The 22,067-nt window shown below is 40.4% G+C and carries 16 protein-coding genes and 3 pseudogenes; 10 read left to right on the top strand and 9 right to left on the bottom strand.

Annotation, left to right across the window (positions count from 1 at the left end):
- The first annotated feature begins 34 nt into the window (after positions 1-34).
- A complete protein-coding gene (locus tag F991_RS07695) occupies positions 35-421 on the top strand; it encodes a DUF3144 domain-containing protein (protein ID WP_004670422.1) in 387 nt (128 codons plus the stop codon).
- 67 nt (positions 422-488) lie between these two features.
- On the opposite strand, the gene F991_RS07690 is transcribed toward F991_RS07695, so the two are convergent.
- From F991_RS07690 to icd, 5 genes are all read right to left on the bottom strand, one after another.
- The gene (locus tag F991_RS07690; protein WP_004670421.1) at positions 489-1,454 is read right to left on the bottom strand and encodes a calcium/sodium antiporter; all 966 of its coding nucleotides are present in this window, start codon (positions 1,452-1,454) and stop codon (positions 489-491) included.
- Positions 1,455-1,601: 147 nt separating this feature from the next.
- Positions 1,602-4,370, bottom strand: coding sequence for a M16 family metallopeptidase (locus F991_RS07685; protein ID WP_004670420.1), 2,769 nt, complete (start codon positions 4,368-4,370; stop codon positions 1,602-1,604).
- Between the two features lie 147 nt (positions 4,371-4,517).
- Positions 4,518-5,339, bottom strand: coding sequence for a PhzF family phenazine biosynthesis protein (locus F991_RS07680; RefSeq protein ID WP_004670419.1), 822 nt, complete (start codon positions 5,337-5,339; stop codon positions 4,518-4,520).
- A 138-nt stretch (positions 5,340-5,477) separates the two neighbouring features.
- Positions 5,478-5,987 carry a hotdog fold domain-containing protein gene (locus F991_RS07675; RefSeq protein WP_004670418.1) on the bottom strand — a complete coding sequence of 170 codons (510 nt, stop codon included), beginning with the start codon at positions 5,985-5,987 and terminating at the stop codon, positions 5,478-5,480.
- A gap of 161 nt (positions 5,988-6,148) precedes the next feature.
- Positions 6,149-7,405: an NADP-dependent isocitrate dehydrogenase gene (gene icd / locus F991_RS07670; RefSeq protein WP_004670417.1), complete on the bottom strand. Its 1,257-nt coding sequence runs from the start codon at positions 7,403-7,405 to the stop codon at positions 6,149-6,151.
- A 192-nt stretch (positions 7,406-7,597) separates the two neighbouring features.
- On the opposite strand from icd, the gene F991_RS07665 reads away from it, so the two are divergent.
- Entirely contained in the window at positions 7,598-8,410 is an 813-nt protein-coding gene (locus tag F991_RS07665; RefSeq protein WP_004670416.1) for an rRNA large subunit pseudouridine synthase E, read from the top strand.
- A 150-nt stretch (positions 8,411-8,560) separates the two neighbouring features.
- Here F991_RS07665 and F991_RS07660 read toward each other — a convergent pair.
- From F991_RS07660 to F991_RS07650, 3 genes and pseudogenes are all read right to left on the bottom strand, one after another.
- Positions 8,561-9,667 (bottom strand): annotated as a pseudogene (locus F991_RS07660) (NADP-dependent isocitrate dehydrogenase); the annotation flags it as partial.
- A 3-nt stretch (positions 9,668-9,670) separates the two neighbouring features.
- Positions 9,671-10,639: an IS30 family transposase gene (locus F991_RS07655; RefSeq protein ID WP_081398964.1), complete on the bottom strand. Its 969-nt coding sequence runs from the start codon at positions 10,637-10,639 to the stop codon at positions 9,671-9,673.
- 112 nt (positions 10,640-10,751) lie between these two features.
- Positions 10,752-11,882: pseudogene (locus tag F991_RS07650) on the bottom strand (NADP-dependent isocitrate dehydrogenase); the annotation flags it as partial.
- Between the two features lie 436 nt (positions 11,883-12,318).
- On the opposite strand from F991_RS07650, the gene uraH reads away from it, so the two are divergent.
- Positions 12,319-12,717 carry a hydroxyisourate hydrolase gene (gene uraH / locus F991_RS07645; protein WP_004670413.1) on the top strand — a complete coding sequence of 133 codons (399 nt, stop codon included), beginning with the start codon at positions 12,319-12,321 and terminating at the stop codon, positions 12,715-12,717.
- A gap of 95 nt (positions 12,718-12,812) precedes the next feature.
- Here uraH and F991_RS07640 read toward each other — a convergent pair whose 3' ends face one another.
- Positions 12,813-14,516 (bottom strand): M61 family metallopeptidase, encoded by a 1,704-nt coding sequence (locus tag F991_RS07640; RefSeq protein WP_004670412.1) that lies wholly within the window; start codon positions 14,514-14,516, stop codon positions 12,813-12,815.
- A 166-nt stretch (positions 14,517-14,682) separates the two neighbouring features.
- On the opposite strand from F991_RS07640, the gene F991_RS07635 reads away from it, so the two are divergent.
- From F991_RS07635 to F991_RS07605, 7 genes and pseudogenes are all read left to right on the top strand, one after another.
- Positions 14,683-16,002, top strand: coding sequence for a D-alanyl-D-alanine carboxypeptidase PBP6B (locus tag F991_RS07635; protein WP_034595504.1), 1,320 nt, complete (start codon positions 14,683-14,685; stop codon positions 16,000-16,002).
- A 93-nt stretch (positions 16,003-16,095) separates the two neighbouring features.
- A complete protein-coding gene (locus F991_RS07630; RefSeq protein WP_004670407.1) occupies positions 16,096-17,382 on the top strand; it encodes an NAD(P)/FAD-dependent oxidoreductase in 1,287 nt (428 codons plus the stop codon).
- A 121-nt stretch (positions 17,383-17,503) separates the two neighbouring features.
- Positions 17,504-17,986 (top strand): FKBP-type peptidyl-prolyl cis-trans isomerase, encoded by a 483-nt coding sequence (locus tag F991_RS07625; protein ID WP_004670404.1) that lies wholly within the window; start codon positions 17,504-17,506, stop codon positions 17,984-17,986.
- Between the two features lie 120 nt (positions 17,987-18,106).
- Complete coding sequence (locus F991_RS07620) at positions 18,107-19,552, top strand: cryptochrome/photolyase family protein (RefSeq protein ID WP_004670402.1); 1,446 nt, start codon at positions 18,107-18,109, stop codon at positions 19,550-19,552.
- 104 nt (positions 19,553-19,656) lie between these two features.
- Positions 19,657-20,409 (top strand): hypothetical protein, encoded by a 753-nt coding sequence (locus tag F991_RS07615; RefSeq protein WP_034595601.1) that lies wholly within the window; start codon positions 19,657-19,659, stop codon positions 20,407-20,409.
- Positions 20,409-21,314 carry a hypothetical protein gene (locus F991_RS07610; RefSeq protein WP_004670398.1) on the top strand — a complete coding sequence of 302 codons (906 nt, stop codon included), beginning with the start codon at positions 20,409-20,411 and terminating at the stop codon, positions 21,312-21,314. The genes F991_RS07615 and F991_RS07610 overlap by 1 nt, the downstream gene beginning before the upstream one ends.
- Positions 21,301-22,067, top strand: a pseudogene (locus tag F991_RS07605) (glycosyltransferase). Before F991_RS07610 ends, F991_RS07605 begins: the two are co-directional and overlap by 14 nt.

Below are 22,067 nucleotides of genomic sequence, written 5' to 3'. Positions count from 1 at the left end.
ATAATGTCTGATCTTGTTTTCGTTGGAAAAGACCATGTCTCAAAAAATTAATGCGACTGATGTAACAGAAGAAGAAGCTTTAAATGCGATTTTTTTTGAGCGTGCGGATGAGTTTATCAAACAAGCCAATGATTTTTGCCGTCCACAAAAAGGTCAACAAGCAAAACCTGAAGAATTACGTGCCCAAGTCAGTGCTGCCATGTTATTCGGAACTGCTCGTTTTAATACGTGGGTCGCTGCCAACAACTTTAAAGATGGCAATGAAATGCGTGAAGCTAAAGAACAAGTGATGTCTTACTTGTTGCAACAGTTTCAAATGATGTTAGAAGATAATTTTGATGAATATTGCGAACAGTTTGAAAACTATCTTCGTTTCCGTAAAAACGAAGATTTTCATACGCATAAGCATGATGATAAGTAATTAAGTAAACCTAGAATCCGTTTTATATAAAAAAGGCATTGAATGATTCAATGCCTTTTTTAATGTACTAAAATGCGGTGTGAACCAAATAACTAGTGTAGGCAATAAAGCTAAATACCCACACGCCCCCTTTGACACGCCCAATTCGTCCTTGACCTTTCAGACTCAACGTAAACAGCAATAGGCTCAGGGTAAGTGCGCCCATAACCACCATATCTCGATGGAGCACTTCTTGCGGTACGATAGTCGGATGAATGACACCTGCAAGCCCGACTACAGCTAAGGTGTTAAACATATTCGAACCAATGATATTGCCGATCGCGATATCAATCTCACCCTTTCGAGCCGCCGCAATAGAAGACGCCAACTCAGGTAATGATGTACCGATCGCGACAACTGTTAATCCAATTACCAACTCACTCACACCAAAGGCTTGAGCGATTTCAACAGCCCCCCAAACCAGTAAGCGAGAGCTTATGACTAAAACAATCAAACCGAAGATAAGCTGAAGAATTGAGGTTTTTAATGGCGTTTCGTGCTTCTTTAGCTCGATATCAAACTCATGGCTCAATATGTCGCTTTGATTGCGCATCCCGTACCAGATCGTCCATCCCATATAGAGAAGCAGCATGAACAGCATCAAAATGCCATCGATACGGCTCAACACACCATCAAAAATTTGTAGGATACAAATCGCTGTCACCAAAAGTAATATTGGCAGCTCTTTACGAACGACAGCCGAATGCACCATGATCGGATGAATTAGAGCAGTAATACCGAGAATAAGCGCAATATTGGCAATATTCGACCCGTAGGCATTTCCTAATGCAATACCTGGATTTCCATCAATAGCCGCCATGATAGAGACGACAATCTCAGGCGCGGATGTACCAAAACCAACGATAACCATACCCACCAATAAAGGCGGCATACCTAAGTAGCGTGCGGTAGCAGATGCACCATCAACAAATTTATCAGCACTTAACACCAATAAAATTAAGCCGAGAAGCACAGCAAGTGCTGCCAAAATCATGTTAATCCCCTTTCGTTTTCTTGCTTAAAATTCATCATAAATACTGATTCAATCCATTTTATGATGTGATTTAAAAACAGAAGAAACATGCAGAATAGTAGCAGCACAAACTTTTTTTAAATCACTTTAAAATGTGAAGGTTCCAAATTAACGATTGTCCTGCGCTTTGCCATATTGGTCCGCCATGACTTCAACAAAATGTTCAAGTTTAATGTATTTTTTAATCACGGCATCTACATCGGCTTTACTGAGTTGGGCGAACGCTTGATCTCGAACAGCTCGATCTAATAAAGTTTTGTTGCGTTCCAATTGTCCCGTCAACATGCCGTGGATATTACGTTCATCTTCCAACGCTGTCACACGCTTTTTCATAATATCAGCTTTGGCTGCTTCAACTTCCTGTGCAGTCACACCTTTATTTAACAGATCAGTCAGCACTTTATGTACGGACTGTGACACTTGGTTAGAACGCCCAGCCGTATAATTTGCTGTAATACTCAAAGTACCATCATCGACATCAGGATCTAAACTCAAACCACTACCAAAACCATATACTAAAGCATTCTTCTCGCGTAACTCTTGCGCTAAACGCGATGAAAGTTGAGAGTTTCCTAAAATATGGCTCAGTACAATTAAGGCTGGCGCATCTTTGTGATATGAACCGACTGGCAGCGCTAAAACACTTTGATAGCTACCAAACTCACGCTGCTCGGATAAGGCATGAATTTTTTGTGCTTTATATTCCGTGTATTGCCCTGTGACTTTCTTAAACGGTTGCTTAGCCTTCCAAGAAGCAAAAGTTTTCTTTAAGGTCTTCTGCATCTGCTTCGGATCAAAATCACCTGTTACTGCGATCTGAGCGTAATTGGTCACAAAGAACTGATCATAAAACTGCTTCACCTGTGCTTGTGTCGCTTCGTTTAACTGTTTTTTGGCTAACTCAGGTTCAAAGTGGTAACGCAAATCACCCGGTTGATAGATTTCCAAAACTTTAGATAAAGTCATTGACGCCACCACAGCAGGCTCAGTATATGGTCGATCCAACACCGACAAACTTTGATTTTTTGCTAAATCAAATTCAGACTGGGCAAACTTAGGCTGCTTTACGACATCCAGAATAAAGCCTAAAAAGTCTTCAAACTTATCTTTTTTCGCCTGAACAACCAGCGTTAAACCATTGCCATTTGAATTGACCGATGCACCGCCACTGGCTGCAATGGCTTTATCGGTGATTTCTTGTAAGGTATGTTTCTCCGAACCACGCAACATCAAATAACTGGTCAAATCCAATGTGGTTGCTTTACCAAATAGAGATTTTTCATCGCCAAAATCTAAACTGATCGTAGCGTAGGTTTTATCATCACGGGTTGCGGTTGGGAACAAGGCGTAGCGAATCCCATTCTTTAACTGACCGCGTTGGATCTTTTGCTCATTTTTCTTTAATTGCTGAGCAGACTGCGTGACAAATTGTGCCACTTCTTGTTGATAGACTTTGACATCTTTTAATGGCTCAGCCTTTTCAGCACTTTGGTCTAGAGTCTTTGGTTTCTCTTCAGCTTTAAGCGTCATGGCCTGCTTTTGGTCTTCAGGTGTCGGTAAGATATCACCTAAAATACGATGCGATGGAACCAAAAAGTCCTTCAAGGTTTGATTCATATCTTTCAATTTTAAGTCTTGAACCGCTTGTAAGTCCTTAAAATATTGATCCCACTGACCATGTGAAGAAACCGCATAATCACTTAAGCGTGATCCTAAAGCCACTGCATCATTGGCAATGCTTTCCGCTGTATTTTGAGAAATATTTTTTATCCGCTGTAATTCAGCCTCAGTGAATGGCTGACTATTTTCAACGCCAACTTTTAATGCTTCATCCACTTTTTTTGCATCATGATTTGGTGCATAAATTGCGCCCATAAATACAACGTTAAAGTCTTGATCTAACCATGTGGTGGCTTGCACTGCGGTACTGATCCCAGTTTCAACCATATTTTTATATAAACTGCCACTTGGTTGCATGGTATATAAGGCGGGTGCAAGCGCTAAAGTCGGTTGCAACTGGGTATTTTTACCATTCATATAAATATGAAACTTCGCAAGATCACTGCCCTTTTGTACGGTGAACTGGCGTTGGGCAATTTTGCTTGCATCTAACACCGGTACTTTTACAGGGGCTGGCACAGTGCGAGCTGGAATTGGACTAAAGTATTGGTCAACTTTATTTAAAACTTCAGTTTTATCGAATTTACCTGAAATCACCATCACGGCATTATTCGGTGCATACCATGTTCGATAAAATTGATTTAACTCATTCATGGTAATGGATTTCAATTCAGGTAAATCACCAATCGGCAAACGACCTAAATATTGATTTCCATAGGCGGCTTTTAGCATCTGATCCATTAAAACAGCAAAAGGTTGATCCATACGGATCTCACGTTCACGTTTTACGATCTCGATTTCTGATGGGACAAATTTTTCTTGGAGTACCAATTTATCCATACGCTCAGATTCGAGATATAAAATTTCATTCAGGGCATTTTTTTCTGGACGGACAATGTTAATGTACTTCGTGGCGTAATAATCGGTACTGGCATTGGTCATCAAAGTGAATTGATCTAAGCGACGTTGGAACTCATCGCCTTTTACATTTTGTGTGCCTTTAAATGCCAAATGTTCAAGTAGATGTGCTAGCCCGCCTTTACCTTTTGGATCATTCAGTGAACCTGTTAAATAAACCGTATTTACATAAACTTTATTTTCTTTATCGTTCGGCGCAAGAATCACTCTAAAGCCATTATCTAATTTATATTCTTCAATATTCTTTTCAGTTTTTACCAGTACTGTCTGAGACCAAGACGTCGCACTCAATCCAATTAAACAAAGCGAGAGAGTAAGCTGCTTAAACCGCATTAACATAGATTATCCAAGTATTTATGGTGATTTAAATAAAAATGACAAACTATAGTAGAGAACGAGCGGTGTTTTTAATAGTGATGTTTTGCAAAAAGCTGTTTACTTAAACAGCTTTTTCTTTGCGTTTATAATGTCAGCAGACTCTATGTCTCAGTTAATCATAAGTTCCGCTTGCATATACAGTTTTGCATAACCAGAAATTTCAATCCGATCTTCAGATTCAACCACACAGTCTAAAACGCCACCACGTTTAGATGCTTGAAAAGCAATAAGCTGTTTTTGATTCAACTTTTCTGCCCAAAGCGGCACGATGCCTGTATGAATTGAGCCAGTAACAGGGTCTTCACCTATGCCAACGGCTGGGGCAAAATAACGGGATACGCAATCAAACTGCCCCTCACCTCTCGCTGTAATCGCTACATCCGGTTGCGACGCAGTAATCGCAGTACGCACTTTTCCCAATTGTTTTAATTTTTCCAGATCAGGCTGTTCATCCAACACATCCTGTACCGTCTCGTACTCCACAATAAATGCTTGCGTGTTGCGATAAACCGCTTTAAATGGTTTAGTTAAACCATCACGTAATTCTTGTGGATATTCGGAGACCAATGCTGCTCTGCGAATCGGAAAATTCATTTTAATTTTGCCATCATCATCTTGATTGACTACAAAAATTCCGAGTTTACGCACATGAAATTGAATTGTTTTTGCAGCTGTATAATCCTTGAATAAAACAAAAGCACTGGCTAATGTGGCATGACCACAAAAATCTACTTCGTCTATAGGTGCAAACCAACGAATTTCATAGTTAGTATCATCTAACTTTTTCACAAAAGCCGTCTCAGACAAGTTATTTTCCATAGCGATATTCTGCATCAAATCGTCATCTAACCACGTATCTAAGACAATGACTGCCGCAGGATTACCCTTAAATAATGTTTGGGTAAAAGCATCAACTTGGTACATTTTCATCGTTGGAAACTCTCAATATTTTTCAGTTATTTTGAACCGAAGGTTTATAAATCATAGATACAGTTTTTTCTAAATTTGCGATACAAACCATATCTAAGAATTTTACGTGAAACTTGTACCAAATAGAGGAAAGCCTGCTTATTTCTTTTCAGTCACCCAAAGGGTAATGATTCCTTGAACGACGACAACGCCATCTGCCCTAGAAGCCTGCACTTTGACTTGCAAATCTCCCGTTTTCCAATCTTGTTCAACGATGGCTGTAAGTCGAATATCAGAATCAGCTTTCGCCAAATAATCAACCTGCATCCCTTTTGGCAACCATCTTAGATGAGCTGGCACAGAAGCTTCTGCCAGAACGCCCATGACATATTCCAATCCATTGCAAATCGCAATCACGTGAACTGTACCAATATGATTTTCGACAGTTTTGTTTTTTGACATACTTGCTTCACAATAATTGCGTTCAAGTTTGCTAATAACTGGGTCAACCGTTTGAAAATAGGGTGCTTTTCGACTCACAATTTTTGAAAGTAAAGTTAATCCACCGGGAATATTCTTCAATCCATTGTAAGCGTTGAGTACATAATTGCCTTGAGGACGTATATTTTTTTTGAGTTTTTGAATTGCGGTATTAAATAGATTAGCCATTTTTAAATTGATTTAAATGAATTTCAAATAAGTTAACACATTGAAATCTATATCTCGAACGTTCCCATAGCATTTGTCTGAACCTCTAGGTCACACATTTTCCATGTAGGTAATATAAAAAAGAGCGGTCATCGCCGCTCTTTGAAGATCATTAAATAGCTTTAATCGCCCATATGCGAAATTATTGCTTGACCAAATTCCGAACAACGCAACAAGGTTGCATTTGGCATTAAACGCTCAAAGTCATAGGTGACAGTTTTTGCTTCAATCGCACCAGAAACGCCTTTGATAATCAGATCCGCAGCTTCCGTCCAGCCCATATCACGTAGCATCATTTCCGCAGAAAGAATGATCGAACCGGGATTGACTTTATCTTGACCAGCATACTTCGGCGCTGTTCCATGTGTCGCTTCATACACTGCGATCGCACCGCCAATGTTGGCACCCGGTGCAATCCCAATACCACCGACTTCGGCAGCAAGTGCATCAGAGATATAGTCACCATTTAAGTTCAGCGTCGCAATCACTGAATAGTCGGCTGGGCGCATTAAAATTTGTTGCAAGAACGCATCTGCAATCACATCTTTAATGATGATGTCTTTGCCTGTTTTAGGATTTTTGATCTTGACCCAAGGACCACCATCAAGCAGTTCGCCACCAAAGCGTTCCATCGCAAGCTCATAGCCCCACTCTTTGAACGCGCCTTCGGTGTACTTCATAATGTTACCTTTGTGAACCAATGTCACTGAAGGTTTATCATTATCAATGGCAAATTGAATGGCTTTACGTACTAAACGCTGCGTGCCTTCTTTTGATACTGGTTTAATCCCGATACCACAGCCTTCTGAGAAACGGATTTTGGTCACACCCATTTCTTCTTTTAAGAATTTAATGACTTTCTTGGCTTCTTCAGAATCAGCTTTCCATTCAATCCCTGCATAGATATCTTCCGAGTTTTCACGGAAAATCACCATGTCGGTTAATTCAGGATGTTGCACTGGCGATGGTACGCCTTCGAACCAGCGTACTGGTCGTACGCACACGTATAAATCTAATTCTTGGCGTAAAGCCACGTTCAATGAACGAATACCACCACCTACAGGGGTGGTTAAAGGCCCTTTAATTGATATAATGAATTCACGTAAAGCGTCAAAAGTTTCTTCTGGCATATATGTGCCGTAAATTTTGTCTGCTTTTTCACCGCAGTAGACTTCCATCCATTCAATCGAACGCTTACCGCAATAAGCTTTTTGAATCGCAGCATCTACTACTGCTTGCATTGCTGGTGTAATATCCACACCAATACCATCGCCTTCAATAAAAGGAATGATTGGATGATTTGGAACATTCAGTGACAGGTCTGCATTCACTGTGATTTTGTCACCATCTGCAGGAACCACGATCTTCTGATAACCCATTGTATAGGCTCTCCCTCATGTTGCTGGCAAGTAAATATATGCCTTCTTTGGCATACTTTAATTTTTTATTTGCGTAAAATAGTCTAATCCAATCTAGTTTGTTTTGAGATTTATATGAGAAATAACAACATTTCTCATATAAATAAAAGCATAAGTTTACCAACCCCCATAATCTAGAAGTAGTATTTATTTATGAGAATAGTGGTCTTCAATAAGCCCTATGATGTGCTTTCACAGTTCCGAGAAGATACGGCACACTTAACGGTTTCAAATTTTATCAGCGATCCTGAGCTTCGTATTGCAGGTCGTTTAGATTTAGACTCTGAAGGTCTGATGTTTTTGACCGATCATGGGGGTTTAAATCAGTTCATTACCCACCCAAGCAATAAGAAGTATAAAACCTACCTTGCTCAAGTCGATGGTGATGTCACCGAAGAAGCCTTAGAGCAACTACGTCAAGGTATCGAACTTGCGGATGGTCTAACCTTACCTGCGAAAGCAAGTAAAGTTGATGAGCCAGATTGGTTATGGGAACGTACCCCACCTGTCCGCTTTCGTGCCAACATTCCAACAACTTGGATTGAGCTACAAATCTGTGAAGGGCGTAACCGCCAAGTACGCCGTATGACGGCTGCGGTTGGTTTTCCAACTTTACGTTTGATTCGTACTCAAATTGGCTCGATCAATTTGGTTAAACTTGGTTTAAAACCGGGTGAAAAAGTCGAAATCGAACCGTTGCTTTATTCTGACTTTAAGGATGTGCCAGCGGATAAACCGTATGAAGGCCGTTCTTTCGCGAAAAAGTCGACCAATAAACCACATTTTTCTCGCTCAAAAGATAAAGCGCGTGAAGAAAAAGGTGAAGCACCGTTTAAAGGTAAGAAAAAAGCCAGTGGTGGTACCACACGCATTTGGCAAATGGATGAAAGTGAAAAACCACGTCGCAAGACCAATGGTACGACACGTCCAAATACCAAAGCGCCACGTGGTCGTCGTCCACGTTAATTTTCTCAGTTAAAAAAAGATGCGAAACGCATCTTTTTTTTAGAAAGGATTCGCTCCCTCAATGTGACAAACAAAAAACCAGCGCATACGCGCTGGTTTTTTTGTTTGCGAGTAAGACGAGCGATCTCATCTTAGCTCACATCAATAACATTAAACGGCTGCAAGAACAGCATTGAAAGTGGCACTTGGACGCATCACTTTACTGATTTTGTCCAAATCAACTAAGTAGTAACCACCAATATCAGCAGGCTTACCTTGAACTTCAGCAAGTTCAGCACCAATTTTCTGCTCATTTTCAGCCAAGCTCTTCGCTAGTGGAGCGAATGTGGCTTTCAACTCAGCATCTTCGTCCTGTGCAGCAAGCGCTTCTGCCCAATATAACGATAGATAGAAATGGCTACCACGGTTGTCAAGCTCACCAGTACGACGCGACGGAGACTTACCACTGTCGAGTAATCTATCTGTTGCTTGATCAAGTGTTTTAGCTAACAACTTGGCACGGGAATTGTCTTCTTTAATCCCCATCTCTTCCAATGACGCTGCTAAAGCAAGGAATTCACCAAGTGAGTCCCAGCGTAAGTGGTTCTCTTCGACCAATTGCTGCACGTGTTTCGGTGCCGAACCGCCTGCGCCAGTTTCATACATACCGCCACCCGCCATTAACGGAACGATCGACAGCATTTTCGCAGAAGTACCCAATTCCATGATCGGGAACAAGTCAGTGAGGTAATCACGTAAAATGTTACCTGTCACTGAAATGGTATCTAAACCACGTGCTACACGCTCAAGTGTATAACGCATCGCACGGACTTGAGACATGATTTGAATATCAAGTCCTTCTGTATCGTGCTCTTTTAGATACTCTTCGACTTTCTTGATCAATTCATTTTCATGCGGACGGTACGGGTCAAGCCAGAAGATTGCTGGCATGCCTGAATTACGTGCGCGCGTAACCGCAAGTTTCACCCAATCACGAATCGGTGCATCTTTCACCTGACACATACGCCAGATGTCGCCTTCCTCAACGTTTTGTGACATCAACACTTCACCTGTTTCAAGATCAGTGATGTTGGCAACACCAGCTTCAGTAATCTCGAAAGTTTTGTCGTGCGAGCCGTATTCTTCAGCCTTTTGCGCCATTAAACCAACGTTTGGCACAGTCCCCATCGTTCTTGGATCAAAGTTGCCGTTCCATTTACAGAAATTGATCATTTCCTGATAGATACGAGCAAATGTAGACTCTGGCATAACTGGGCGAATTCAAACATGAGGTGCGACAGTTTGAAAAGTCTTATGATAATCAACAAGCTGAGCAAATTTCTCTAATGGTGTAAGCCAATCTAACGCTTTTCTAGGACGAGTATTCAGTGACATGGCAACTTGATTTAAATAATGCTGATCTGCCTGATTTAAATCAATCCCTTTAGGTAAATATTGCCTAATTAAACCATTCATATTTTCGCATGTGCCTTTTTGCCAGGGTGAATGTGGGTCACAGAAATATACATCTATGCCTAAATCTTCTTCAAGTATTTTATGTTCTGCCATCTCGCGTCCACGGTCATAGGTCAACGTTTTACGCAGTTCTGCAGGTAAATATTTCAGAGCTTCAGTTAAAGCCTTGCGCACTGATTCTGCCTTTGCATCAGGTAATGTTGCCAAGATACAGAGCCGTGTATTTCGTTCAATAAGTGTTGCTATCGAACTTTTATTGTCTTTACCTTTAATTAAATCAGCTTCCCAATGACCCGGTATTTTTCTTTCTTGAACTTCGGCTGGGCGCTCATGAATAGTTTTAATATCCTGTAATATAGAATCTTTTTTAGGTTCACCGTTAGCTTTTCGCTTTTTATTTTCATGACGCAGACAGGATAATAAGTCTTTTTTCAACTCACCCTTTGGTAATGCTCGTATCGTTGAATAAATCGTTGTATGGCTTACATTCATTGTTTGATCCAAATCAGGAAATGTCTTTAAACGCTTTGCTATTTGCTGAGGAGACCATAAACAACGGATCGCTTCAACAATAAATTTCCAGAGGATTGAATCGATTTTGAGTTTTCTGTGACCACGTCTACGTCTAGCGAAGGTGTTATCAGAAGCATATTGAGCTTGATAAACGTCATTGATGCTATTTCTTTTAAGCTCACGATAGATCGTACTAGGATGTCTTTTAATGAGTTCAGCAAATTTTCTGGCTGAAAAGCCTTCTTTTCTTGACTCAAGCATTAATGCAGTACGATCTTCAAAGTTAAGATGATGGTATGACAATTTTATATACTCCATAAACCCTTTAAATTAATTAGGTGGTTTATGTCGCACTTCAAGTTTTACTCTGCCCTGCTTTACAGTCATACTGTTTGCCATCGGCACCCCACATTTTACCGCCACCACGAATCATCGCAGGCATAGACGCATCGACAATGATGTCGTTTGGCGAATGGAAGTTGGTGATCCCTTTTGCTGAATCAACCATTGCCAGCGCAGGACGATGTTCCTGACAAGCATGTAAATCTTCAATGATTTCTTCACGTAGTGATGTTGGTAGTGTCTCGATCTTCTCGTAAAGTCCAGCCATACCATTATTGACGTTGATACCTAACTCATCGAATAATTTGCCATGTTTCTCAAAGGCATCTTTATAGTAAATTTTGACGCAGTGACCGAATACGATTGGGTGAGAAACTTTCATCATGGTCGCTTTAACGTGCAACGAGAATAAGATCCCTGCTTCACGACAATCTTCGAGTTCTTGCTCATAGAATTCGCATAGCGCTTTCTTGCTCATGAACATCGAATCAATGATCTCACCATCCTGCAATGCCACTTTTGGCTTGAGGACAATACTGTTACCGCTCTTAGTAATCAGTTCCATTTTCACGTTACGAGCACGATCAAGTGTCATCGATTTTTCGCCGTGATAGAAATCACCATGTTCCATATGCGAAACGTGGGTTTGTGACCACTGTTTCCACTCGCTCATTGAATGCGGATGCTTCTTAGCATAATTCTTCACCGCAGTAGGCGCACGACGGTCAGAGTTACCTTCACGCAATACTGGGTTCACAGCAGAGCCGAGACACTTACCATAACGCGCCTTGATCGCATTTTCTTCCTCAGTCGTTGGATTTCCTGGATAGTCAGGAATTGCATAGCCCTTCGATTGTAGCTCTTTAATGCATGACACCAACTGAGAAACTGAAGCACTGATATTCGGAAGTTTGATAATATTCGTATCTGGATTCTGCGTGAGACGACCAAGCTCAGCAAGGTTGTTCGTCACCTTTTGCTCGTCGCTTAAATAGTCTGAGAATTCTGAGAGCACGCGTGAGGCTACTGAGATATCACTTTTGACTATCTCGATGCCCGCTGGCTTAGTAAAGGTCTCAATGATCGGCAGCAGCGAGTAGGTCGCCAATAGCGGCGCCTCGTCAGTCAGTGTGTAAATGATTGTTGACTTTCCACTAGCCATATATAGCCCCTTGTGTTGGATTGAGTTTTTTAGAGCCGAGCTTTTGGCCTAGCCCCTGCGAACCGGTTTACTTAAGTAAACTAGAGAATATCTGTTCTGCTCATATCTCAGTCAACGCAATATCCTGTAATAACGACATTTCGCTGAGAAATAACAGGCGCAAGTTTAAGACTCGCCCCATGCGAACCGGTTAGCTTAATTAAAACATGAGAGTATCAGTCCTCTGGGCATCCTAGTCAACGCAATATCTAGTGATAACGACATTTCGCTACGAAATACCTACTAAGGTCTATGATTGAACCCCTTTTCCTTGGTCATTTACTGTACATCAACCTGTGACATCACAGTTTTTCCGACCTTGTATTTACACTTTTTAAACTACTTTTTTTAACAAATGATTAAAATTGGAAACTTTTATAATTTTTGGATCAATCAAATGATTAAAACTTTTATCGTACTTATCGGTATTGTTTTTACTTCTATGTGTTATGCACAAAATCCTTTAAGTGTACATGTACTCAATTTAGAAAACGGTCTTCCCTCCGCCAACGTAAAAGTCACTCTGGAAACTCAAGAAAAAAACAAGTGGAAGGAAATAAGTTCTGGCGTAACCAATCAACAAGGTCGGATTAGTGAACTTTATCCCAAAAATACAGCATTAAAAAAAGGAGTTTATAAAGTAACTTTTAAGACAGGCGAATGGTTTAAAGACAATAATCAGAATTCATTTTTTCCAGAAGTACCCGTCATTTTTATGATCGATGGAAAACTTGAACACTATCATATTCCCCTTTTAATCAGTCCTTATGGTTATTCGACCTATCGTGGAAACTAATCGTTTACAACCAATAAAACTAGATTGATCATCTTATTCGATCATCAATCTCCGCATTTGAATAAAAGAGAGGGTTGCCCCTCTCTCTTTATATCTTATACCTTCAACCAAGCATCTACTTTGCTTTGATCTTCAACTTTCAATTCAACCGTGGTGAGTGGATTTTCTCCGCCCTGAAGCTCAAATTGCAAGAACTCATCTCGACGGAAAGCAAACACGGTAAATGAAGCTTGCTGCTTCGAATATTGGGCGAGCAGTTTCTCTGATGCTTTTAAACCATCAATGGCAATAATCACATCATTGGCAGATAATCCCGCCTGAGCCGCAGTACTGTCACGGCGAACCTGCTGTATGACTACGCCCTCAGCTTTATCTACCGTTTTCAAACCAAACGGAAGTGCTTTTTCATTTTTGATCGTATAATTTAAACCAAATTCTGGCAATAATTGGTCCAGTGGCAGTTCGTCAGTGGTATTGATCAAATGATTAATTTGCTCAACCCAATCATCCCCCGTCAGTTCATGACATAACTCAAAAATCGTTCGATCATTGACCTGAATTCCCTGTTGCGTATTTTCATATAAACGACGCATCAAAGCATCGAGACTTGAACCTCTTAAACGCAAACCCATATCTAGGCAAAGCGCCACTAAGCTGCCTTTATTATAGTAACTTGTGCCTGCGTTAATAGAGTTTTCATCCTGACGATAGAACTTAATCCAAGCATCAAAACTCGACTCAGAAACAGACTGAATAAAACGTCCAGGGTTTTGTAAATAACGATCAATTTGCGCTTTTAATAAATCTAAATACGATGCTTGAGAAATGACACCACTACGTAACAAAATCAGATCGTCATAATAAGAGGTAAAGCCTTCAAATATCCAAAGTAAGCTGGTATAGCCCTCTTTGTGCAAATCATAATTGGCAAAGTTTTCTGGGCGAATAAATTTTACTAACCATGAATGTAAATATTCATGACTACATAAACCTAAGAAACGTTGATAATCCTTAGATGGCTCTTCTGCTTCATCTACTTTCGGTAGATCATCACGCGGGGTAATCAAACTTGTACTATTGCAATGTTCCAAACCACCATAACTATTGCCTGTCGCCATGGTCATAAAGCTATAGTTTTGAAATGGTGCTGAGCCAAACATATCGATTTCAGTACGACATATTTTTTCGATATCAGCTTGTAAACGTTGCAAATTGGTACTGTGTTTACCTGAAATCACAAACTCGTGTGGAATACCATTTGCTTCAAAACTAAAACGACTTTGATCAGCGAGTTCAAATGGGCTATCAATCAGTTGATCATAATTTTCAGCTTTTAAAGTAAAACGTCCTTTGACTAAACTTTTCGCAGGCAAACCTGTAGCAACCTGAAAATGCTTCAATTCATTCGGTAGGAACAGTTCCACTTCACATGGTGATTGTTCTTGATCCTGAAGTCCCAAACAAACACAGGCTGGATTGACATACACACGCGTTTGATCCACATAAGCACCACGCACCGATAAATCGTATGCATAGACATCATATTCAACCGTAATCAGTTCATGGTCAGTATTGAATAACCGCCAGCGATTTTTCTCGGTTTTCTTAATACTGAGTAAACGTCCTGCTTCATCCGATGCTTTAACCGACTCGATATGTTTTGAAAATTCACGAATCAGATAACTCCCTGGAATCCAAGTTGGCAACCAAAGTTCTTGATTTGGGTTGGCAAGAAAACGAAGCGTGACATGAATGAGGTGTTGGCGATAATCATCGAACTCAATTTGATAGTGCAGCATAGTTCAAAATAGCAAATAGAAAGATTTCTCACAGCTTATCATTTTTTTACAAAGTCTTGCGCAGTTGTCGAAATTGTCTGCAAAAGTTGCTGGATTCTATGGCAGAAAAGTCATAGCATGCTTTTCTTACGTTCATGCCACTGGATCGGCTGTAAAAGGTATTTAAGTGAAATTTTATCTCTCCCTCTGTTTATTTCTTAGCATGCTTTTTGCTCAGCTAACACATGCAAATTTACTCAATATTATGCCCGAAACAGTCGAAGCTCAGGCGTGGTCGATCATCGATGTACAATCAGGACAAATTATTGCTGAACACAATAGTCATGTGCAGCGTGCGCCAGCATCGTTGACCAAAATGATGGTGGCTTATATTGCTTTAAAAGAAATCGAAGCAGGCAAATTACGTAAAGAAGATGTGCTTACCGCCACACCCGTTGTCAATTCAGTGATGTGGGATGAGTCGCAAATGTATTTGAAAGCAGGTGAACAAATTTCGGTAGATCAATTGTTAGCAGGTCTGATCATCATGTCTGCCAATGATGCCGCCTTAACTCTGGCTGAAAAAATTTCAGGGAGCGTGCCGCAATTTTTGGCTCGAATGAATCAAGAAGCGCAAGCTTTAGGGATGAAAGATACTCGTTTTAGTAATCCCTCAGGCATCACCATGACCGATCATTATTCGACTGCTGCCGATCTCAGTTTGCTTGCGCAAGCCATTGTCACCAAAACACCGGACTATTTGATTTATTCAAAAATGCCAAGTTTTAGCTACAATCAACGTTTCCATCGTGCAACTAACCTTGCCCTCAAAATGGATCCGACCTCTGACGGCTTAAAAACGGGTTATACCAAAGCAGCAGGCTACAATTTAGCTTTAACCGCAGAGCGTCCTACGTTCAATTCACATGTAGATAGCCGACGTTTAATTGTGGTTGTACTGGGCACGCCAAACGCCATAAAACGCGCTGAGGTAGCACACAAGTTAATGAACTTGGCTTATACTTATACGCGTGATGAGGAAGTCATTCCAAAGCATAGACTGATTGCTGAACTTCCAGTGATTAAATCAACTTTGAAAATGTTTAAAGTTGAAACACAACAGCCAACCATTGTGACTACGTCTTTATATGCTCAACCCGCACCGATTGATTTAAATACTTTTGATTTAGCCACTCAACGGATTCAGGTGCTTGATACAAATCAACAAATCACTCCAGTCGAGCCGCTACAAACGACCAATACGCATATCAATATTGAACTTAATCAACAACATTTAACTGCACCATTGACCCAAGCCATGAACCTCGCCACGGTTTCAATTTATCAAAATAATCAGTTACTTCGTAGCTTACAAATTGAAAATGATGTGCAAATTGAAGAAGCCAATCTTTTTCAAAGAATCATGACTTGGTTTTCCAACTTGTTCTCGTTTTTCTCAACAAATGATAATCAAGCTGCCAAACTTCATCCTTTAAATCAAGGATAGAAACTCGACTAATTTTATCAAGATTAACCATACACAAATAAAAAAAGGATGGCATAATCCCCCCATCCTTTCACAAAAATAATCAGGTTAATCATGAGCAAAACCTTACATCATATCGTGATTGTGGGCGGTGGTGCAGGTGGTTTAGAGCTTGCAACACAACTCGGTGAACGTTTTGGTCGACGTAACAAAGCTAAAATCACTTTAGTCGATCAGAACCTGACCCATATCTGGAAACCGCTCCTTCACGAAATCGCTGCTGGCTCAATCAACCCTCACGAAGAACAAACCAATTATTTTGCTCACGCAGAAAAGCATCACTTTGAATTTGTGCTTGGTACTTTAATTGAGGTTAATAAAGATCAAAAACAAATTACCCTCGCTCCCCCTCAGCTCTCCAAAGAACACACCCCACAAATTCAAAGCTTAAGTTATGACACTTTGGTACTGGCTGTAGGTTCGGTCTCCAATGATTTTGGTACTGAAGGCGTTCGTGAATATTGTCATTTCCTAGACAGTCGTCAACAAGCAGACATTTTCCAACAAGATTTATTCCACCTTTATATCGAAGCGCAAAATCAACCCAATGACCGCGCCTTGAATATTGGAATCGTTGGTGCAGGCGCGACTGGTGTTGAGTTGGCGGCAGAGCTGATTGAAACCACCAAGAACTTTTATCGCTATGGATTAAAGAAAATTAATCCGAAGCAAGTCAAAATCACCTTAATCGAAGCATCTGATCGCATCTTGCCTGCACTCAATGAGAAAACAGCAGCGCATAGCGCCAAGCAACTCAAGAAAATGGGCATCGAGGTTCTAACGGAGCACAAAGTACAAAAAGTAGATCAGTCGAATGTCTACTTTAGTAATGGACATGTTCTGCATTCGGATATTACCGTATGGGCTGCTGGCGTGAAAGCACCAAAAGTTCTAGAGTCATTTACTGATTTTAAACGAGACAAAATTAACCGTTTAATGGTCTATGCAACGCTACAAACCTATTCGGATCCAAATGTGTTCGCTTTTGGTGATTGTGCACATTGTCAGTTAGATGCGCGTCAACCGCCTTTAGGGCCACGTGCGCAAGTAGCAAGTCAACAAGCATCATTCTTGGTCGATGCATTAGCAGCACGGTTATCAGGCTCACCTCAACCAATGTTTGTCTTTAACGACAAAGGATCACTGGTTTCTTTAAGCCGCAATCAAGCTGTTGGAGAATTGTTGGGTGATGTCAGTGTGCAAGGTTTTATTGCCAAAACCATGTATGTTTCTTTGTATCGACTACACCAAGCCAATATTCATGGTTATACCCAAGCAGGGATGCTGACCATGAAAGATTTGCTCACGAGACGTGTCCGTCCAAAAATTAAACTATATTGAGTTGAAATTTTTAATTTCGTGCATATTTATAACGAAATCGTTTCAAAAAGTGGAAAATGGTCTACAAAAACGATTTTTCACTTTATGATATATACCTAAATTAATGACATGGATTAAAAACATGACTGCTATTGCAAATAACCACGTGGTTTTATTCCACTACACTTTAACAAACGCTGAGGGTGAAACACTTGATAAATCTCAAGGTGAACCACTTGCATATTTGCACGGCGCAGGCAATATCATTCCTGGTTTAGAAAATGCACTTACAGGTAAAACTGTTGGCGAAAAATTCACAGTCAACGTTCCAGCTGCGGAAGGTTACGGTGAATACAACCCTGACCTCGTGCAAGAAGTTCCAGCTCAAATGTTCCAAGGTGTAGACAACATCCAACCAGGTATGCAATTCCAAGCTCAAACTGATGACGGCGTACAGATCGTAACAGTTAAAGCGATTGAAGGTGACAACATTCTTGTTGATGCAAACTTCCCGCTTGCAGGTCAAGACCTTACTTTTGAAGTTGAAATCGTAGAAATTCGTGATGCTTCTCAAGAAGAATTAGATCACGGTCACGTACACGGTGCAGGTGGTCACCACCACTAATTCATTTATGAATTAGCACTACAAAAAGCAAAGCCTCGGCTTTGCTTTTTTTTCACATTCACTTTTATAAAATAAGAAAAACACCTTACCTCTTCTAATAAATTGAGTGGTTCTTACTTTATGCAAAGCAATTATCAACTGATTTGGTTTCGCCAAGATCTCAGAATTCATGATCATGCGGCCCTTTGGCATGCTACACAAACAGGACCTACGATTGCTCTGGTGATCTTGTCACCTGAACAATGGCAAAAACACGATGATGCTCCGATTAAAATTGAGTTTTACTTGCGCCAATTACAACATCTAAAACAAGCGCTTGCTGCATTAAACATCCCACTGATCACAGTCTCAGTGCCACACTGGCAAGATATCCCTGAATTCTTCAAGAATTTATCTCAGCATCTTCATTTTCAATATGTATATGCCAATATTGAGCTCGGCGTAAATGAGTTAAAACGTGATCATGACACTCAAGCCTTGTTAAATCGGCATAAAAAAGATCTTATTCTACTCAATGATCGCACGCTTTTTCCTGTCGCTTCGATACGTAATCAATCCAATCTCCCTTATCAAGTTTTTGGTTCATTCAAAAAAACCTGCTATCAGCGTTTACAACATGGGTTACCCCAATGTTATCCGTCGCCTGAGACTCAACCCCAAATTAGCTGTGATTTTTCGTCACTGCAAGAAACAGATATTGAAGCATTACAGCAACACTACACGGCAAAACTTCCTCAACCATACATAGAAAATTGGAAAATCGGTGAAGCATACGCACTGCATTTACTCGATCAATTTATGGATGAAAAATTGATCAACTATAAAAATGAACGTGACTTACCTGCCCAAGCAGGAACCAGTCAACTCTCGGCGTATATGAATATCGGCATCATCTCAATTCGCCAATGTATTCAGGCCTTATTTCGCCAACAACAAGGTGATTTTATTATCCAATCAGAAGGTCAACAAACATGGCTGGATGAGTTGTTATGGCGCGAGTTTTATCAACATATTCTGTTTGATTTCCCCAAAGTTTCTAAACATTTACCATTTAAATCTACTACTCAAAATATTGGCTGGCGTAATGATCCAATTGGACTCGAAAAATGGCAACAAGGACAAACAGGCATTCCAATTGTTGATGCAGGTATGCGTCAATTACTCGCCACAGGTTGGATGCACAATCGAGTCCGCATGATTTGTGCCATGTTCTTAAGCAAGAATTTACTGATTGATTGGCGTAAGGGCGAACAATGGTTTATGCAACATCTGATTGATGGCGATTTGGCTGCCAATAATGGTGGATGGCAATGGTGTGCATCCACAGGTACCGATGCGGTGCCCTATTTCCGTATCTTCAATCCAGTCAGCCAATCGCAAAAATTTGATCCACAAGGAGATTATATTCGCAAATGGCTGCCTGAGCTTGCTGGTTTAGATGACAAATCAATCCATGAACCTTATGCTAAAAATGCAGTTAAAAGCTTAAATTATCCAGCGCCGATCGTCGATCTAAAAACCAGTCGTGTCCGTGCAATCGAAACATTCAAAGCATATCTGCATTAAGCGAAGGAAATGACAACAAGCCCTGATAACAGAAAAACTATCGTAATCACCAAAAATTAATGATAATTTGATCACAAAACATGCTGAATAAAACTAAAATTACTATGCAGAAGAATCCCGCCCCAGCACTACTCTTATGGATTATCTCCGCTCAAGTTTTTATGGGTATAGTCGCTTACGAGTGGTTGCCAGCAAGTTATCGTGGCAGTTGGATCTTCCTGTTGATCCTTGTTATCGCGGGTGCATACTTAACTGTTGGAAAAGCGCTGATACTGGGCTTGGTCATGTTTGTTTCGATTGCGGTCTATTTCTTTTTAGATCTGGCCAATCAAACCTATATTGAACGTCAACTTTTACTCTTATTTGTAGCACCGATCGCCCCCATTTTTTTAAGTGCCATACGTCATAATATTAAAAATGCATTGGCTAGCTATCGTGCAATCCAAAGTTATGACCGAAATTATCAACATGACATTTTACCACTCACTGCACTGAAGCACTTCCAAGATCAGCTTAAAAAGTTATTGCAACTGACTCATAAAAACCATTATGAAGTGATCAGTATCAAAATTACCAATACCATACTGATTCGAGAAATGTTGGGTGAAGATATCTGGAAAGAAACTCAAAATAAGATCATGGCGATATTATCGACTGAACGAGACAGTGTGATTTATCATTTTATTAATGAAGAACTCAGCGAAATTAAAAGTATTGTTATCCATGAAGAAAACAATATGGATAATTCTCATCCCCTTTTTATTCAACAACTACAAGAACTCACCGTCTTAAAACTGAAAATTGAACAACACACTGAGTACCTCTCTCAATTCAAACCAGCCAGAGAGGTACCCTGATGTCCGTACTTCTTAATATTTGTGGTTTGCTGGTGGCAACAGAGCATTTTCCAGATACGACTTTGCAACAGTTTTATCAAGAGTATTACCACTGCGCTATCCAACCTGCAAAAACTGAATTAAACTCACAAGTTCAAGCTCCTGAAGCGGTTACACAACTATTTCCCCACCCAGAAACGTGGTGGCCAATTTTTACCGCTGATCAATTACAGTCTGAGAGTTTCAAACAATTAATTGATAAAGGCGTCAAACCTGGTGTCATTCTGCCAGATGATTATTTTAGTATCATTGAATATTATAAAATTAAAAAAGCAGTCAATGAAGGTGCTATTCCGATTGCACTCTTTCAAATGCGGCATCCAAAATATTTTGCCTCAAAAGCAACATTTTCAACTGCACTCGGACTCAGACCTTTAGCAGCATTGATCGAAACAGGTTGGGATGAAAACTTGATTGCACAACCTGCGGGTAATTATATTATTCAATCAGACGATCCGAATAAATTGTCTATTCCTGCACGTAAAATTCAGCACCATCAACATTTTTTTTATCAAGCCACGACCAACACATCACAAACCACTGGCTATCAAATTCTTATTAACCCGCCGGCAGACATACCTATAACCAATATCGAATATCCTCAGCTAGGCATATCATGGAACTTTAATAAGATTAAATATACCAGTACACCCACAGGTGTCGAAACTAACATCTTCGGCTATTTCATGATTGCGGTAAGTACCGTCGTAATTCCACTGGACTATTTATTGTCACTCCACTTTCCTAGCCTACTCAGTAGCTTTGGAAGTTCGATCTCATGGGCTTCGGTGTTGCTAGGTGGCACACTACTGCTCATTTTGAGCATTGCCATGATTCGAAGGAGGAGAATACATGCTCGCAATTGATATTCTGTTCTTATTCGGCTTTCTTGGGATCTGGATTCCACAGGCGTTTTGGGCATGGCTGAGTTACCAAGCGTGGAAATACTCAAAAAAAGCAGCCAAAGAGCTAGCAAACTTACCCATTCCAGCCGAATGGCCGATGTTGAGTGTGCTTATTCCAGCCTATAACGAAGGTGTGGTGATTGAAGACACCTTACATGCCATTGCGCAACAAGACTACCCTGCACATGCTTACGAAGTTTTATTGATCAATGATGGCTCTAAAGACGATACGCTTGAAATTGCTGAACGCATGGCAGCCATTTATCCGTGTATTAAGATTGTCAATGTACCAAAAGGTAAGGCAACTTCTATGTCACCAGTAAATATTTACCAATCGCTTTAAGAAAGCCCTTTCCGATTGGCATCGAAATTTTTAACAACATCATGTGCTATGTGTTATTCGTTCCCGCACTGATTTGGAGTCACATCACCCTGACCTTAGGCTTACTCGGTATTGCAGGTATTACTTTACCTGGACCCTTTACCTTGTTATGGGCGTTATCGTTTTGCTTGTATGTGGCACAGATGTGGTTCACCTTATCTTTAGAACGAGCAAAACCTCAACTATATTTCTTCGCAGTTTTATCTTACGTGACCTATTCACAAATATTCTTATTTATCGTATTTAAAGCGGCTTATGACATGCTGAAAAATAAGATACAAGGAAATTCACTACAGTGGTATAAAACTGAACGTAGCAAGGAGAGAAAATAA

It is taken from the genome of Acinetobacter sp. CIP-A165 (assembly GCF_000367985.1).
Classification (GTDB): Bacteria; Pseudomonadota; Gammaproteobacteria; order Pseudomonadales; family Moraxellaceae; genus Acinetobacter.
Note: the sequence above shows the minus strand (reverse complement) of the source record. Positions and strands in the feature narration are given on the sequence as shown.

Coding starts and splice junctions, on each gene's coding strand:
- F991_RS07695 (WP_004670422.1), top strand. CDS start 35: ATGTCTCAAAAAATTAATGCGACTGATGTAACAGAAGAAGAAGCTTTA.
- F991_RS07690 (WP_004670421.1), bottom strand. CDS start 1,454: ATGATTTTGGCAGCACTTGCTGTGCTTCTCGGCTTAATTTTATTGGTG.
- F991_RS07685 (WP_004670420.1), bottom strand. CDS start 4,370: ATGTTAATGCGGTTTAAGCAGCTTACTCTCTCGCTTTGTTTAATTGGA.
- F991_RS07680 (WP_004670419.1), bottom strand. CDS start 5,339: ATGAAAATGTACCAAGTTGATGCTTTTACCCAAACATTATTTAAGGGT.
- F991_RS07675 (WP_004670418.1), bottom strand. CDS start 5,987: ATGGCTAATCTATTTAATACCGCAATTCAAAAACTCAAAAAAAATATA.
- icd (WP_004670417.1), bottom strand. CDS start 7,405: ATGGGTTATCAGAAGATCGTGGTTCCTGCAGATGGTGACAAAATCACA.
- F991_RS07665 (WP_004670416.1), top strand. CDS start 7,598: ATGAGAATAGTGGTCTTCAATAAGCCCTATGATGTGCTTTCACAGTTC.
- F991_RS07655 (WP_081398964.1), bottom strand. CDS start 10,639: ATGCTTGAGTCAAGAAAAGAAGGCTTTTCAGCCAGAAAATTTGCTGAA.
- uraH (WP_004670413.1), top strand. CDS start 12,319: ATGATTAAAACTTTTATCGTACTTATCGGTATTGTTTTTACTTCTATG.
- F991_RS07640 (WP_004670412.1), bottom strand. CDS start 14,516: ATGCTGCACTATCAAATTGAGTTCGATGATTATCGCCAACACCTCATT.
- F991_RS07630 (WP_004670407.1), top strand. CDS start 16,096: ATGAGCAAAACCTTACATCATATCGTGATTGTGGGCGGTGGTGCAGGT.
- F991_RS07625 (WP_004670404.1), top strand. CDS start 17,504: ATGACTGCTATTGCAAATAACCACGTGGTTTTATTCCACTACACTTTA.
- F991_RS07620 (WP_004670402.1), top strand. CDS start 18,107: ATGCAAAGCAATTATCAACTGATTTGGTTTCGCCAAGATCTCAGAATT.
- F991_RS07615 (WP_034595601.1), top strand. CDS start 19,657: ATGCAGAAGAATCCCGCCCCAGCACTACTCTTATGGATTATCTCCGCT.
- F991_RS07610 (WP_004670398.1), top strand. CDS start 20,409: ATGTCCGTACTTCTTAATATTTGTGGTTTGCTGGTGGCAACAGAGCAT.